The sequence below is a fragment of the Rathayibacter sp. Leaf185 genome, assembly GCF_001423885.1.
In the GTDB taxonomy this organism is placed as follows: domain Bacteria; phylum Actinomycetota; class Actinomycetes; order Actinomycetales; family Microbacteriaceae; genus Rathayibacter.
The window spans coordinates 1-14,623 of record NZ_LMPP01000001.1 but is presented as its reverse complement, the minus strand read 5'-3'; the positions used below and the strand labels follow the sequence as shown (position 1 = coordinate 14,623).

The window sequence follows — 14,623 nt, the reverse complement described above, 5'->3', positions numbered from 1 at the left end:
CGCCGATGAGCAATGGCTCTGCGGGGACTGCCTCAGAGCTCGGCGCGCGTCGGCGGGTTCGCACCGGAGCGCGACGTCGTGATCCCCGCCACCCGCGCCGCCCAGTGCCCGATCGCCCGGAGCGACGGCTCGTCGAGCAGCATCCCGTTCGGGGCTCCCAGCCCCTGGCGGAACGCCTCGTCGAGGATGGCGCCCATCGCCGAGTCGCCCGCGCCGATGGTGTCGGCGACGACGATCTCGGCTGCCGGCACGGTCGCGCGCGCGACGGCGGAGGCGAGCAGCAGCCCGTCGCCGCCGCGAGTGACCACGGCCAGCTGCGCACCGAGCGAGAGCAGCCGGGTCAGCACCTCGTCGAGCTGCATCGTCGGGTACAGCCATTCGGCGTCCTCGTCGCTGAGCTTCACGATCTCGCAGGCGGAGGCCACGCGCTCGAAGCGCGCGAGGGCGTCGTTGTGCGCGCCGACCAGCGCGGGGCGGATGTTCGCGTCGACGCTCGCGGTCACTCCGGCGGGCAGTGCCTCGAGCAGCTCGAGGACGGCGGAGCCGCCGGGCTCGAGGTAGATCGCGATGGAGCCGGTGTGCACGTGGGCGGCCGTCGTCGGGTCCGCGGCGGGCGGGTTCCACGAGAGGTCGAAGTCGTACTCGGCGGAGCCGTCCGCGCGGATCGTCGCCCGGGCGGTGGAGGTGCGCTCGGAGTCACCGCGCAGCACCTCGACTCCCGACGCGCCGAGGTGCTCGGCGATGCGCCGACCGCGGGCGTCATCGGCGATGTCGGTGACGAGCGTCGCCTCGCGCCCGAGGCGCGAGAGCGTGAGCGCGACGTTGGCGGGCGACCCGCCGACGTGCTCGCTGCTCGCGCCGTCGCGCTCGACGATGTCGATCAGCGCTTCGCCGATGACGAGGACTCGGGGTGCCGCGCTGTCGCGGTCGTTCGCGGAGGACATCCCGCCATCATGCCGCGTCCGCGCCTCGACGTCAGCGCTGAGCGGTCTGCAGGCTCGCCAGCACCTCGTCGACCGTCGTGAGCGTGATCAGCGGCGCGTACAGCGCCATCGCGTCGAGGGCCCTGCGGTGGTCGGTCTCGGAGGCGCCGGCGCAGGCGTCCACGACGACCCGCACGTGCACTCCCGCGTCCGCCGCGGCGAGCGCCGTCGACAGCACGCAGCAGTCGGTCGAGACGCCGGTCAGCACCATCTCGCGCGCCCCGTCGAGCATCGCCTCGAGCTCGGGCCCCCACTTGCCGAACGTCGTCGCCGTCAGCGTCCGGTGCCCCTCGACGCCGTCGACCAGTTCGTAGAGGCGATCGCCGTCGGGCACGAGGGCGAACGGCCAGTCGCGGTAGTAGGGGATCCACGCACCCGCAGGCTCCGCCGGCGCCACGAACCGCGTGGTCACCACGCGCTCGCCGAACGCCGGGATCAGGCGCCGAGTGCCCTCCGCCGCGCGCGCGAACTCTCCCGAGCCCCACGGCGACTCCGGATCGGCGAAGACGTGCTGCAGATCGATCGCGACCAGCGTCGTCATCCGCGCGACTCCTGCCGGCGCACGGCCGACCGCGAGAACACGAGGGTGCCGACGAAGCCGATCACGAGGGCCACCAGCACCCCGAGGTTCGCACCCGCCCACTCGCCGTCGCGCCCGCCGATCGGGCCGAGGAGGTAGCCCTCCCACTCGAAGCCGGGGGAGTAGTTGACGACGAGCCCCCAGCCGATCACCGAGCCGACGACGACCAGCAGGACCGGTGCGATCGAGACGCTGCCGTAGCGCCCGCGGGAGTCGTAGAGCGCCTCCTGGTCGTAGTCGCGACGGCGGAGGATCAGGTCGGCCAGGAACACACCGAGCCAGCCCGCGATCGGCACGCCGAGCGTGATCAGGAAGCCCTGGAACGGGCCGAGGAAGTCGCCCGCGATGAACACCACGTAGATCGCACCGAGGATCATCAGCACCCCGTCGATCCCGGCGGCGACCGGGCGGGAGACCTTGAGTCCGGTGCTCAGCAGCGCGAGACCGGAGGAGTAGATGTCCATCACGGCCCCGCCGATCAGCCCGAGGAGCGCCACGACGATGAACGGCAGCAGGAACCAGGCGGGCAGGATGCTCGCGAGCGCCCCGATCGGATCTGCGGCGATCGCCCCCGAGAGGTCCGAGGACGAGGCCGCGAGCAGCAGGCCGACGACGACGAGAACGACCGGGGCGACCGCACCCCCGACCGTCGTCCACCCGACGACCCCGGCGGTGCCCGCCGTGCGCGGGAGGTAGCGCGAGTAGTCGGCCGCCGCGTTCACCCAGCCCAGGCCGAAGCCGGTCATCATGAACACCAGCCCGCCGATCACGGCCGCGGCCGACCCCGCGGGGAGGCTCGCCACCGCCGCCAGGTCGATGCGGTCGAGCACGAGAGCGACGTAGACCACGGTGAGCACCGCGGTGGCGATGGTGATCGCCAGCTGGAGGCGCATGATCAGCCGGAAGCCGGCGATCCCCGCGATCACGATCAGCGCGGCGACGACGATCAGCGCGACGACCTTGGTCAGCACTCCGCCGTCCCAGCCGAACTCCTCGAACACCGTCGCCGTCGCCAGCACGGCGAGGGAGGCGAGCACCGTCTCCCAGCCCACGGTCAGCAGCCACGAGACCGCCGCGATCAGCCGGTTGCCGTCGACGCCGAAGGCCGCGCGACTGAGCACCATCGTCGGAGCCGAGCCGCGCTTGCCCGCCACTGCCACGAAGCCGCAGAAGAGGAAGGAGAGCACGATCCCGACGACGCTCACCGCGGTCGCCTGCCCGAACGAGAGGCCGAAGTCCAGCAGGAACGAGCCGTAGCTCAGCCCGAGCACCGACACGTTGGACGCGAACCAGGGCCAGAACAGGTCACGCGGACGGCCGTGCCGCTCCGACTCCTGGATCGTGTCGAGCCCGTTGAGCTCGATGCCGCCGGCGGGGCGGGTGGTCGGTTCGGGAGAGGTCATCGCATCCCTCGTTCTCGCGCGGAGTGGCGCCGGAACGCCGACGGTGCATCGAATCTATCCCCGCCGGAGCGCCTGATCCTCCGGCGCCCGTGATCGGGTGCGTCTACGAGCCGGTGGAGGAGTCCTCGCGCTCGAGCAGCCCGCGCAGCGTCTCGAGATCCTCGGCCACGCGCGCGCAGTCGTCGTCCCACTGCTCGAGGCTCATCCCCGGCTGCCGGCGGACCGTGAACGCGACCTCCGCGCCGTCGCCGTTGACGAGGATTCGGAGCGGGTTGTCGACCGACGTGCCGTCCGGCAGCGTCACCACGTGGTCGGCCACCCCGAACGGGTTGCGCGGAGCGAACCGCACCTCGACCCGCCCCATCGGAGAGTCGGCGAACCAGTGGCCGTCCACCTCCTCGACCGAGGCGGAGGCGAGCCCCGCGGCCCACAGCGGCAGATTGCCCGGATCGACGACGAACGAGTAGACCTCGTCGGCGGGGGCGTCGATGACGACGCCCACCGGGCGCGATTCGAACAGGGTCATCGGAGTGTCCTCTCAGTCGGCCTCGGCCGCGAAGCTCGCCACCAGGAGCGATGCGAGCGTGATCCTCTCCAGGATGCCCTCGATGCTCACCGACTCGCCGCGAGCGTGCGCGCCCTCGCCGGGAGCGCCGAGACCGTCGAGCACCGGGATCCCGAGCGCCGCGATCAGGTTGCCGTCGCTCGCCCCGCCGACCGCCGTCTCGGTGAGCGGGACGTCGATGGTGCGCGCGATCCGCTCGGCGCGGCGGAACAGCGCGGCGACGGCGGCCGTCCGCTCGAACACGGGGCGCTGCCACGAGCCGCGCACCTCGATCCGGATGCGCGGATCCGACGCCTCGAGCGCGTTCATCTCGGCCTCGACCCGGGCCGCCTCCGCCGTACCGCGGATCCGCGCCTCGAGCTCGAGCCGCACCCTGCCCGTCGTCACATTGACGCGGTGCCCGCCGCCCACGAGTCCGATGTTCACGGTCGTGCCGGCGTCGGGCCGGGCGATGCCGAGGATGCGGGGGATCAGCTCGCCCAGCTCGTGGATCGCGCTCGCGCCCTTCTCGGGCTCCACCCCCGCGTGCGCCTCGACACCGACGATGTCGACCACGAAGTTGCCGATCCCCTTGCGCGCCGTCTTCACCGCATCGCCGATGGCGCCCTCGAACACGAGCGCAGCCTCCGCCCCCCTGCTCTGCCGCTCGAGGAACCCGCGGGAGGAGAGGCTGCCCACCTCTTCGTCGCCGTTCATCACGAGGCGCACGGCGGGATGCCCGAGGCGTGCGTGCCGCAGAGCGGCGACCAGCCACACCATCTGCACGAGGCCGACCTTCATGTCGTAGGTGCCCGGCCCGCTCAGCCGGTCGCCGTCGACGGCGAAGGGCCACGAGCGGGTGGTGCCGAGCGGCCAGACGGTGTCGTAGTGGCCGAGCAGTGCGAGGAACGGGCGGGAGCCGCGAGCACCGCGACCGGGCGCGGAGCCCGGGAAGGTCCAGCTGGTGGCGCGGGGGGCGTCCTGCTCGCGCAGGTGCTCGACCTCGGCGGCGTGGCCGAGGCGCTCGCCGACCCAGTGCACGAGATAGGAGTGCAGCTCCTCGAGCGCGTCGAGCGAGTCGCTGGGGCTCTCGATCATGACCAGGTGACGGATGTCGTCGAGGATGTGCCCGCGGTTGTCGCGGAGGAAGGTGCGGACGCGGGCGGCGTCGGCGGCATCGGGGAAGGTCACCGTACCCGGAGTACCAGAGTGCGGGCGCCGGCGCGAACCGGCGGCCGCGGCCGCGCCAGAGCTGAACCGAGTGCGCCCCCGTTACGTTGGAGAAGGAAGAGGTGGAGATGTCCGAAGATCAGGCCGAGATGCTGCGTGCGCTGCACGACGAGCACTCCGCGGCGCTGTGGAGGTTCGTCCTCCGGCTCACGGGCGATCGCCATCTGGCGGAGGACGTGGTCCAGGAGGCGCTGCTGCGTGCCTGGAAGCACCCCGAGATCCTCGCGCAGGGCGAGGCCGCCGCCCGCTCCTGGCTCTACACCGTCGCCCGCAACCTCGTCATCGACGACCGCCGGAGCGCCCGCCACGCGCGCGAGTTCGGCACCGACGAGGTCCCCGAGCGCGCCCACGGCGACCGCACCGACCAGGTGCTCGACGCCTGGCTCCTCTCGGACGCGCTGAGCGGCATCAGCTACGACCACCGCGCCGTCATCGTGCACGCCTACTACGGCGGGCGCAGCGTCAGCGAGATCGCCGAGCTGCTGGGCATCGCCCCCGGCACCGTCAAGTCGCGGATGCACTACGGCATGCGGGCGCTCAAGCTCGCCCTCCAGGAGCGGGGGGTGACCGAGCTGTGAGCGACGAGATGCACGACGACGAGTTCCGCGACTGGGATGCCGCCTACCTGCTCGGCGCACTGTCGGCGACGGATCGCCGCGCCTACGAGCTGCACCTGCGCGCGTGCCCGGGCTGCCGCGACGGGCTCGCCGAGTTCGTGCCGCTCCCCGGTCTGCTCGCACACCTCCCGCACGACGAGGCGCTGAGCCTGCTCGAGGTCCCGGAGGAGCGCAGCGTCGAGTCCGCACCGCCCGCGCTCCTCGAGCGGCTGGCCGCCACCGCCGCCGCCGTCCGCCGGCGCACACGGCTCAGGATCGCCGCGCTCGTCGTCGCGGCGGCCGGAGTCTCGGCCGCGGCGGCCCTCGCCCTCCCGCTCCTCGTCGGCTCGTCGCTGCCGTCCGTCGAGACCGCCGGCTCCGTCGTCTCGCTGGCAAGCGCACCGGGAATCCCCGTCGAGGCGACCGTGGAGTTCGTGTCGGAGGAGTGGGGCACGCGGATCGACATGGACTGCAGCTGGGGCGCCCCCGAGGGCGACGCCGGCCCGTACTCCGGCGGCGTCGGCTACGTCATGTACGTCACCGACACGTCTGGAGCGACCTCGCCGGTCGGCTCCTGGACGAGCACGCCCGGCAGCACCGTGCACCCGACCCTCGCGACCGGCCTCGCGCTCGCCGACATCGCCGCCGTCGAGGTGCGGGTCCAGGGCTCCGACGAGGTCGTCCTCACCGGCTCGCCCTGACCCCCGCGACCGGATTCCCAGGTGCTCGCGGGTGACACTGAGTAGCTTCTCAGTCATGACGATCGCGACCCTCGCCCTCGCCCCGGCGTCCCTGGCCACCGCCTCCTCCTCCGACAGCATCGACGAGCTCTCCGGACTCGTCGGCGTCGCCGCCCGAGTCATCGCCGCACTCGGCGAGGCCGGTGTCGGCCTGCTGACCCTCATCGAGACGGTGTTCCCGCCGATCCCGAGCGAGCTGGTGCTGCCGCTGGCGGGCTTCCTTGCGCAGCAGGGGCGGATGAATCTGATCCTCGTGATCATCACCGCGACCCTCGGCGCCTACCTCGGCGGGCTGGTCCTCTACTGGCTCGGCTACCGCATCGGCACCGAGCGCTCGATCCGCCTGCTCTCCAAGCTCCCGCTGGTCGACCGCGACGACTTCGAGAAGGCCGTCGGCTGGTTCCGCCGCCACGGCACGTGGGCGGTGCTGTTCGGCCGGCTGATCCCGGGCGTGCGGAGTCTCATCTCGCTGCCCGCGGGATCCGAGCGGATGAACCTCCTCGTGTTCTCGGGCCTCACGGTCCTCGGGTCCGGCGTCTGGAACGGCCTGCTGATCGGCCTCGGCGCCGCGCTCGGAACCCAGTACGAGCTGGTCGATCAGTACGCCGGGGTGCTCGACGCGATCATCTACGGAGCGATCGGCGTCCTCTTCCTGCTGCTGGTCGTCCGGAGCGTGCGACGTCACCGCGCGGCGCGGGTCGGTCGGCGGCACTGACGGCGGTCTGCCGGGCGGCGTCGCCGTCCTGCTCCGAGCGCGGAGCGCGCAAGACCGTGCCGGGCGCCGCCCCGGTGCCCTAACGTTCGAGGTGCCCGACCCCGCCCCTCCGACGCGAAGGAACTCCATGTCCGAGACCACCCCCGCGCCCACGATGTCCCGCACCGCCGTCGAGCGCGGCTGGATCATCGGCGTCTCCCTCATCGCCATCGTGCTGGGCGTGATCGCCGTCCTCATCCCGGGTCCGACGCTCCTCACCGTCGCCATCGTCTTCGGCATCCACCTGATCGCGGCGGGCGTGTTCCGCCTCCTGCTCGCGTTCACCGCGTCGCGGCTGGAGGCGCGGGTGCGCTGGGTCGCCGGCCTGCTCGGCGCGCTCATCCTCGTCGCCGGCATCCTGTGCCTCTCGAACCCGTTCGAGTCGCTCAGCGTGCTCGGCGTGGTGATCGGCGCGGGCTGGATCCTCGACGGCGTCTCGAGCATCACGAGCGGCCGCAGCGTCGCCGGACCGGCGTGGCTGCCGATCGCGGCGGGCATCGCCTCGGTGATCGCGGGCGTGCTGACGATCATCATGCCGGTGCTCGCGCTGGCCTCCTTCGTGACCGTCGTCGCGATCCTCCTGATCGTCGTCGGCGTCTCGGGCCTCCTGCTCCTCCCCGGCCGTACCAAAAAGGACTGACGCGAGCGCCGTGCGTGCGGTCTGCAGGTGCCGGTGCGGTCTGCAGGAGCCGCAGCTCGAAGAGCGCTCTCCGCCGCATCGATTCCGGGTGAAGGCCCTGATCACCTGCAGATCGCACCAGCTCCTGCAGATCGCACGAGCTTTTGCAGACCACGCGCGCAGCTTCGAACCGCACCGGCGCGAGCCTGCCAGCATGGCTCAGTGCCCGACTCCGACCCCGACCTCGTCCCCGAGCTGCTGGTCGGCGATCTCGAGCGCAGTCTCGCTTTCTGGTGCGGGCCCTGCGGCTTCACCGTCCGCTACGCGCGCCCCGAGGAGGGCTTCGCGTACCTCGTCTCGGGCGGCTCGCACGTGATGCTCGATCAGATCGGACGCACGCGCGACTGGATCACCGGCCCGCTCGAGCGACCCCTCGGCCGCGGCCTCAACCTCCAGATCCGCGTGCCGGACGCCGACGCCGTCGCCTCGGCCCTGACGCGTGCCGGGATCGAGCTGTTCGCTCCTTCCGAGACGCGCTGGTACGGCGTGGGCGAGGAGGAGGCGGGGGTCCGCCAGGTCCTCGTCACCGATCCCGACGGCTACCTCCTGCGCTTCCAGTCGCCGCTCGGTCGCAGGCCCCGCGAGTAGCCGATCCCGACGGCGACGGCAGGGGCGTCGCGCCCGCAGGGCCATACCGGAGTTGCGCGCCATCATGCCAGCGGAGGACGCCCCTGTGGCCCTCGGTCTGCTTGCATCATCCGCATGCCCCTCTCCTCGCCCACCGGCGCGCTCGAACTCGCTCCGCCCGCGCTCCCCGTCGCTCCCGACACGGCGCCGATGCTCGAGTCGGAGCACCTCGTCCGTCCCGCCGATCTCGTGTCGGCGCTCACCGGTGTCGCGCTCTGCTTCTTCTCGCTGTTCGTCTTCGCCATCGCGCACTGGCAGTACTTCGGCCCCGACGTCGACGAGGTGAGCGTCCTCGGCTGGCTCGCGCCCCTGATCGCCGGAGCCGTGTGCCTCGTCGCCAGCGCGATCGCGGTGGGCCTGCGCGTCGCGGCCCGCTCGGCCGAGCGCTCGGGAGCGCAGTCGTGACGGCCCGGTCGCGTCCCCTGGCGGGCCCCTCCGTCGGTACCGCGGAGGAGCTCCTCAGCCGCGCGGGCTGCCTCCGTCCCGAGCACCCCTGGGTTCTCGGGACGCGCGCAGACGGCCAGCCGATGGTCGACTTCGGCGTCCTCGATCGAGAAGCGGGCGTGCTCGATCTGTCGGAGGAGGCGGTCGCCCGCATCGCCCTCTCGCTCGCGACGGGACGCCCCGTCGACCTGCGCAGCGCCCTCGGCTACCTCACGCGCGACCACGCCGAACTGGTGATGACCGCGGTCGCCTGCGCCGGCGGGCACGACCGGGCGGGCAGCCGCATCCGCCTCGTCGGCGGGGAGCGCCGCGTCGAGAACGCCCCGCCGCTCGGCGCCTGGACGCTCTGAGGCGCGGGTCGCCGAGACGGGATCGACGCCCCTCCGCGTCGCTACGGCCTTTCGGATGTACCCGGTTTAGGGTGTCCGTGTGCAACGTGTCGACGATTTCCCAGGAGCCGGACCGGTGGCGACCTCACCCGAACCCGGTGACCCGCGGGAGGCGTCCGCCCTCCAGCTCCCCCCGAACGCCACCGCCCCCGGTCAGGTGACCAGCGGTGAGGCCGGCTACCAGAGCGGCAATGTCGCCGACCCGGTCTGGCAGTCGTGGCGTGAGGAGCTCGCCAAGGTGGGCGGCCCCTCCCCGCTTCTGCACTTCGTCGACTCGCCGCGCACGCGGATCGAGCTCTCGACGACGCACCCGGGCGGGCTGCCCCCGTTCATCTCCGGCAAGACGACCCTTCTGTCGTCGCTGATCCGCGACGAGCTGGCTCTGCGGACCGCGAAGAACGCCGCCGCGGCGATCACCGACAAGGGAATCGAGCTGCGCTCGGTGCGCGGCATCGAGGGCGTCCACCTCGCGATCGGCCTGGCCCAGTGGCGCGCCGGCGAGACGGAGTTCACCGCCCCGGTCCTGCTGCGTCCGCTCGCGATCCGCCGCTACGGCCGCGACTTCGAGCTCAAGCTCAAGGGCCAGCCGTTCTTCAACCCGCAGCTGGCTCGCGCCCTCAAGCAGCAGTTCGGGATCACCATCGATCCCGAGCAGTTCGTCGAGCTGGCCGTGCAGAACGGCGTCTTCAAGCCCCAGCCGGTCATCGACCAGCTGCGCGGGCTGACCTCGCACCTGCCCTGGTTCGCCGTGCATCCCCGCCTCGTCGTGTCGAGCTTCGCCGACGTCGCGGGCGACATGCTGCGCGACGCCCGGATGCTCGAGCACCCCGTCCTCGACGCGGTCGCCGGCAACCCGGCCGCCAAGCGCGCCCTGCAGCAGTCGCAGAAGGTGGCGTCGATCATCCCGCAGGACGAGCGCCCTCCGGCGACCGACAACCTGCTCCTCGACGCGGACGCCGAGCAGGAGCAGGTCATCGCGAACATCGCGGCCGGCAACTCGCTCGTCGTGAAGACCCTCCCGGGCACCGGCGGCACGCAGACGATCGTCAACGCGATCGGTGCCCTGGCCGCGCAGCACAAGCGCGTCCTCGTCGTGAGCGCCCGCCGCTCGAGCCTCGACAGCATCCACCAGCGCCTGCTCTCGGCGGGCCTCGGCGGCATCGCCGTCAGCCCCCGCACGCTGCGCCGCGACCTCATCCAGTCGATCGGTCGCAACGAGAAGGCCGCGCGGCCCTCCGTCAGCGAGATCGACGACGCCCTGCTGCGCCTGCGCAAGGTGCTGCTCGACTACCGTGGCGCGCTCTCGCGCCGCGACGGCAGCTTCGGAGTGTCGGCACTGCAGGCCCTCGAGGAGCTGGCGCGCCTCTCGCAGCTGCGCACGCCTCCGTCGACCACCGCCCGCCTCGACCGCCGCGCCGTCACCGCGCTCGCGCACAGCCGTCCCGAGGCCACGCGCATGCTGATCGAGTCGGCGCGCCTCGGCGAGTTCCGCTACGGCCCGGGCGACTCGCCCTGGTACGGCGCGCAGTTCGAGTCCACCACCGACGCCGAGGCCGCGCACGAGCTCGCGAAGCGCCTGCACCTGCGCGATCTGCCGCGTCTGCTCGACCGCGCTCAGGACGTCATCGGCCAGACCCGCATGCGGCCCTTCGAGTCCGTCGCCGAGCTGGGCATCTACCTGCGTCTCCTGCAGGACGTCCGCGACACTCTCGACAAGTTCCAGCCCGCCGTCTTCGACCGCTCGATCCAGGATCTGATCGTCGCGACGTCCCCGCGCCGCGACGCTGCCGAGATGTCGTCGACGAACCGACGCCGCCTCAAGAAGCTCGCCCGCGAGTACATGCGGCCCGGCGCCCATGTCACCGACCTCAACGCGGCGCTGCGCCGAGTGCAGCAGCAGCGCACCCTCTGGCAGCGCTATGCGGTCGCCGGAACCGTACCGGAGGTGCCGGTCGGCGTCGCCGACGTGCAGGTCGCGTTCCAGCACGTCTCCGAGCAGCTCGGCCGTCTCGACGAGCCTCTGGGGCGCCTCGGCGGCACGAACCAGCTCGCCTCCCTGCCCCTGGCCGAGCTGATCTCGATGGTCTCGGGTCTCGCGGAGGACAGCGAGGTGCTGGCGAACCTCCAGGAGCGCACGACTCTGCTCTCGACTCTGCGCGAGTGGGGTCTCGACCCGCTGCTGACCGACCTCTCGCGCCGCCACGTGCCCGCCGAGCTGGTCGCGATCGAGCTCGACCTCGCCTGGTGGCGCTCGGCGCTCGAGATCATGCTGACCGACGAGCGGGCGCTCCTCGGCGGCAACACCGGCGTGCTCGACCGCCTCGAGGCCGACTTCAAGCTCGTCGACGAGGCGCACGCCGCGTCGAGCTCCGAGCTGCTGGCCTGGAAGCTGTCAGAGACCTGGAAGATCGGTCTCGTCGACTGGCCGCAGGAGCGCGACGCGCTGAAGGCGCTCCTCCGCACCGAGTCGGCGACGACGCCCCAGGAGCTGCAGAAGGCGGCGCCGCACCTCTCGCGCGTGCTCGCCCCGGCCTGGCTCGCCTCGACCTACGAGGTGCACAGGATCGGCACCGAGACCACCTTCGACGCGGTGTTCCTCGTCGATGCCGGAGCCACGACCCTCGCCGAGAACGTCGGAGCGATCCGCCGGGCGAAGCAGGTCGTCGCTTTCGGCGACCCTGTGACGCAGACCCCGACTCCGTTCGGCCTGCGGGTCGACGAGGCGGTCGAGTTCGGCAACGCCGCGTCGCGCACCGATGTGGAGGCGCTGCACGCGCAGTCCGCGCTGGCCCGTCTCGGCGAGCTGCTCAACACCGTCACCCTGACCCGCAGCTACCGCGCGGGCGGCGAGGACCTCGCCGAGCTGGTGAACCGCCGCTTCTACGGCGGGCGCATCGACTCGCTGCCGTGGGCGGGCTCGTTCCTCGGCCACGACTCCCTGCGCTTCCACTACATCGCCAGCGGTCACGGGATGCCCGAGAACGACTCCGGAGCCGTCGAGTCGGTCGATGCCGAGGTCGCGAAGGTCGTCGAGCTGGTCCTCGAGCACGCGGTCATTCGGCCGCGGGAGTCGCTCATGGTCATCACCGCGAGCCCGCGCCACGCGGTGCGCGTGCAGCAGGCGGTGCTCACGGCATTCGCCAAGCGCGCGGATCTCAACGACTTCATCCTCGGCGACAGGCCGGAGCCGTTCGCCGTGGTCACGCTCGAGCAGTCGGTCGCGCAGAGCCGCGACCGGGTGATCTTCTCGATCGGGTACGGACGCACGCCCCACGGGCGCCTGCTGTCGAACTTCGGCGCCCTCGCCGAGCCCGGGGGAGAGCGCCTGCTCGCCGTCGGGATGACGCGTGCCCGGCGTTCGATGGACATCGTCTCGTGCTTCCGCCCGGGCGACATCGACGAGTCGCGCATGCGCTACGGCATGGTCGCTCTCGCGCAGGTGCTTCAGGAGGCGGAGGACCGCGTCCAGCCGAGTGATCGCGACGACTACTCCGAGCCGATGCTCGTCGACCTCGCCGCCCGCCTCGAGCGCCGCGGTCTCCGCGTCAACATCGGGCACAAGGGCAAGCTCGCGCTGGTCGCGGCGCACGGCACCCGCGCGGTCGTCGTCGAGACCGACCGCGACGTCAGCACGCAGAGCCTGCGGGTGTCGCTGCGACTGCGTCCCGAGCTGCTGCGCCGCCTCGGCTGGCACTACCTGCGAGTGCACAACTTCGAGCTGTTCGCCGACCCCGAGGCGGTCGCCGCCCGTGTCGCCGGCCTGATCGGCGCACCGACGGACGACGGCGCCACGGGTCCGATCGCGGTCCCGGCCGGGGCCGGCCCGAACGAGACGCACCCGATCCCGCCGCTGGTGCGCGACTGACCGTGGCGGAGGGACTCTCGCCCGCCGGCTCCGATCGGCCGCTCCGGCGGTCGCGCGGCGGTCGGCGGGCGACTCTGCCGGCCAAGCCCGGGACCGACCCGTCGCCGCACGACGCCCCGATCCCCGATCCGGAGGCACCGCCGGCCCGCCCGGACACCGGCCCGAACGACGCCCGCCTCCGCCAGGACGTGCCGCCCCACTACTGAGGTGCGCCGCGGCCTCGGTCGGCTCCTGTCGGCAGTGAGGGAACCCCGGACCGTCGAAGCCGTCCGGTGTGAAGTCTCGGGACATCGGTGACAGTTCTGTCTCAGGACATCGGTGACGGTTCGGTGGATTTGGTGGTGACGGTTCTCTCGGTCGTGATCGTGGGATTTGTGAAGTCTCGGGACATCGGTGACAGTTCTGTCTCAGGACATCGGTGACGGTTCGGTGGATTTGGTGGTGACGGTTCTCTCGGTCGTGATCGTGGGATGGCTGGTGTCGTCCCGATCTCTTCGTCCGTCCGTCTTGCGATTGCGCAGTGGCCCGAGGACGCTCCGCGGGGAGCTGTGACGGCGTTCTGCTTGGAGTACGGCATCAGCCGGAAGTCGTTCTACGCGATCCGGGCGCGAGCGCGGGATGAGGGCCCGATTCAGGTCCTCGCCCCGCGGTCGCGTCGCCCGAGGACATCGCCCACCAAGACCGGTGAAGCCGCGCTCGTGCAGGCGTTGCAGGTGCGGGCGTCGCTGGAGCAGTCAGGGTTGGATCACGGTCCGATCAGCGTTCACGACCGGATGCTGCAGCTAGGGCTCGCAGCGCCCTCACGAGCCACTCTCGCGCGAGCGTTCCGGCTGGCGGGCGTGGTGGTGCCGGAGCCGAGGAAGAAGCCCCGATCGGCGTATCGGCGATTCGTGTATCCGGCGCCGAACTGTCTCTGGCAGCTCGACGCCACCCAATACACGCTCACCGGCGGGAGGACGTGCGTGATCTTCCAGCTCATCGATGACCACTCCCGCGTCGCCGTCGCCTCTCACGTCGCGTCCGGGGAGACCGCGGAGGGCGCTCTGGCCGTGGTGCGCAAAGGGATCGCCGTCCGTGGAGTTCCCCAGAAGCTCCTCTCCGACAACGGCGCCGCGTTGAACCCCACCCGACGCGGGTTCCGCGGCCAACTCGTCGACTACGTCACTGCGCTCGGAGTGGAAGCCATCACCGGCAAACCCGGGAAACCGACCACGCAGGGAAAGAACGAACGCTTCCACCAGACCCTGTTCCGCTGGCTCGACAAACAGCCGTTGGCGGACACCCTCGAGCAACTGCAAACCCAGGTCGACGCGTTCGATGACCACTACAACACTCGGCGCGGACACCAAGCCCTCCCCGGCCGCATCACCCCGCAACAAGCCTGGGACGCGATCGACCCCGTCGAACCACCACGCCCCGCGCCCGCCGGCGACCTGCTCGAACCACTCGCGAACACCTCCGGGACCGCAACCCGGACCGCCTCCGCGAACGGCACCATCGGAGCCGCCGGCACCCACCTCAGAATCGGCAAAACCCACGCGAACACGACCGTCCACGTCACCTGGAATCTGGCCGCCATCGACGTCTTCGACGCCGACGGCACCCACCTCCACACCTTCCCCCGACCCCCCAAAGGCACCCGCTACGTCGGCAACGGCAAACCCCGCGGCTTCATGAACACCCGAGAACCGTCACCGAAGTCCTGAGACACAAACCGTCACCGAAGTCCCGAGACAGAACCGTCACCGAAGTCCTGAGACATCACACACCGAAGTCCTGAGACATCACA

At 71.7% G+C, this 14,623-nt stretch carries 14 protein-coding genes; 9 read left to right on the top strand and 5 right to left on the bottom strand.

Features of this window, described 5'->3' with window-relative positions; all coding sequences use genetic code 11:
* Positions 1-32: 32 nt before the first annotated feature.
* From ASG06_RS00075 to ASG06_RS00055, 5 genes are all read right to left on the bottom strand, one after another.
* Positions 33-944 (bottom strand): carbohydrate kinase family protein, encoded by a 912-nt coding sequence (locus ASG06_RS00075; RefSeq protein WP_056036809.1) that lies wholly within the window; start codon positions 942-944, stop codon positions 33-35.
* Positions 945-975: 31 nt separating this feature from the next.
* A complete protein-coding gene (locus ASG06_RS00070) occupies positions 976-1,524 on the bottom strand; it encodes a cysteine hydrolase family protein (protein WP_056036805.1) in 549 nt (182 codons plus the stop codon).
* Complete coding sequence (locus tag ASG06_RS00065) at positions 1,521-2,966, bottom strand: purine-cytosine permease family protein (RefSeq protein ID WP_056036801.1); 1,446 nt, start codon at positions 2,964-2,966, stop codon at positions 1,521-1,523. The genes ASG06_RS00070 and ASG06_RS00065 overlap by 4 nt, the downstream gene beginning before the upstream one ends.
* 103 nt (positions 2,967-3,069) lie before the next feature.
* The gene (locus ASG06_RS00060) at positions 3,070-3,492 is read right to left on the bottom strand and encodes a polyketide cyclase (RefSeq protein ID WP_056036798.1); all 423 of its coding nucleotides are present in this window, start codon (positions 3,490-3,492) and stop codon (positions 3,070-3,072) included.
* A gap of 12 nt (positions 3,493-3,504) precedes the next feature.
* Positions 3,505-4,701 carry a M20/M25/M40 family metallo-hydrolase gene (locus ASG06_RS00055; protein WP_056036795.1) on the bottom strand — a complete coding sequence of 399 codons (1,197 nt, stop codon included), beginning with the start codon at positions 4,699-4,701 and terminating at the stop codon, positions 3,505-3,507.
* A gap of 107 nt (positions 4,702-4,808) precedes the next feature.
* Between ASG06_RS00055 and ASG06_RS00050 the strand changes: the two genes are divergently transcribed.
* The 9 genes from ASG06_RS00050 (at position 4,809) to ASG06_RS00005 (ending at position 14,540) form a co-directional block, all read left to right on the top strand.
* The gene (locus ASG06_RS00050) at positions 4,809-5,318 is read left to right on the top strand and encodes a sigma-70 family RNA polymerase sigma factor (RefSeq protein WP_056036793.1); all 510 of its coding nucleotides are present in this window, start codon (positions 4,809-4,811) and stop codon (positions 5,316-5,318) included.
* Positions 5,315-6,037: an anti-sigma factor family protein gene (locus ASG06_RS00045; protein WP_056036789.1), complete on the top strand. Its 723-nt coding sequence runs from the start codon at positions 5,315-5,317 to the stop codon at positions 6,035-6,037. The genes ASG06_RS00050 and ASG06_RS00045 overlap by 4 nt, the downstream gene beginning before the upstream one ends.
* Before the next feature lie 55 nt (positions 6,038-6,092).
* Positions 6,093-6,791 carry a DedA family protein gene (locus ASG06_RS00040; protein WP_056036786.1) on the top strand — a complete coding sequence of 233 codons (699 nt, stop codon included), beginning with the start codon at positions 6,093-6,095 and terminating at the stop codon, positions 6,789-6,791.
* Between the two features lie 127 nt (positions 6,792-6,918).
* Entirely contained in the window at positions 6,919-7,470 is a 552-nt protein-coding gene (locus ASG06_RS00035) for an HdeD family acid-resistance protein (RefSeq protein WP_056036782.1), read from the top strand.
* A 201-nt stretch (positions 7,471-7,671) separates the two neighbouring features.
* Positions 7,672-8,097, top strand: a complete 426-nt coding sequence (locus tag ASG06_RS00030) for a bleomycin resistance protein (RefSeq protein WP_056036779.1) — start codon at positions 7,672-7,674, stop codon at positions 8,095-8,097.
* A 114-nt stretch (positions 8,098-8,211) separates the two neighbouring features.
* Positions 8,212-8,541 carry a hypothetical protein gene (locus ASG06_RS00025; protein ID WP_056036778.1) on the top strand — a complete coding sequence of 110 codons (330 nt, stop codon included), beginning with the start codon at positions 8,212-8,214 and terminating at the stop codon, positions 8,539-8,541.
* The gene (locus ASG06_RS00020) at positions 8,538-8,930 is read left to right on the top strand and encodes a hypothetical protein (RefSeq protein WP_056036776.1); all 393 of its coding nucleotides are present in this window, start codon (positions 8,538-8,540) and stop codon (positions 8,928-8,930) included. The genes ASG06_RS00025 and ASG06_RS00020 overlap by 4 nt, the downstream gene beginning before the upstream one ends.
* Before the next feature lie 115 nt (positions 8,931-9,045).
* The gene (locus tag ASG06_RS00015; protein ID WP_056036773.1) at positions 9,046-12,834 is read left to right on the top strand and encodes a DEAD/DEAH box helicase; all 3,789 of its coding nucleotides are present in this window, start codon (positions 9,046-9,048) and stop codon (positions 12,832-12,834) included.
* Positions 12,835-13,304: 470 nt separating this feature from the next.
* Positions 13,305-14,540: an IS481 family transposase gene (locus ASG06_RS00005; protein ID WP_056036767.1), complete on the top strand. Its 1,236-nt coding sequence runs from the start codon at positions 13,305-13,307 to the stop codon at positions 14,538-14,540.
* The last annotated feature ends 83 nt before the right edge of the window (positions 14,541-14,623 follow it).

Excerpts from the sequence above, each read along its gene's own strand:
- ASG06_RS00050 (WP_056036793.1), top strand. The coding sequence starts at position 4,809 with ATGTCCGAAGATCAGGCCGAGATGCTGCGTGCGCTGCACGACGAGCAC.
- ASG06_RS00040 (WP_056036786.1), top strand. The coding sequence starts at position 6,093 with ATGACGATCGCGACCCTCGCCCTCGCCCCGGCGTCCCTGGCCACCGCC.
- ASG06_RS00035 (WP_056036782.1), top strand. The coding sequence starts at position 6,919 with ATGTCCGAGACCACCCCCGCGCCCACGATGTCCCGCACCGCCGTCGAG.
- ASG06_RS00060 (WP_056036798.1), bottom strand. The coding sequence starts at position 3,492 with ATGACCCTGTTCGAATCGCGCCCGGTGGGCGTCGTCATCGACGCCCCC.
- ASG06_RS00070 (WP_056036805.1), bottom strand. The coding sequence starts at position 1,524 with ATGACGACGCTGGTCGCGATCGATCTGCAGCACGTCTTCGCCGATCCG.
- ASG06_RS00065 (WP_056036801.1), bottom strand. The coding sequence starts at position 2,966 with ATGACCTCTCCCGAACCGACCACCCGCCCCGCCGGCGGCATCGAGCTC.
- ASG06_RS00025 (WP_056036778.1), top strand. The coding sequence starts at position 8,212 with ATGCCCCTCTCCTCGCCCACCGGCGCGCTCGAACTCGCTCCGCCCGCG.
- ASG06_RS00075 (WP_056036809.1), bottom strand. The coding sequence starts at position 944 with ATGTCCTCCGCGAACGACCGCGACAGCGCGGCACCCCGAGTCCTCGTC.
- ASG06_RS00005 (WP_056036767.1), top strand. The coding sequence starts at position 13,305 with ATGGCTGGTGTCGTCCCGATCTCTTCGTCCGTCCGTCTTGCGATTGCG.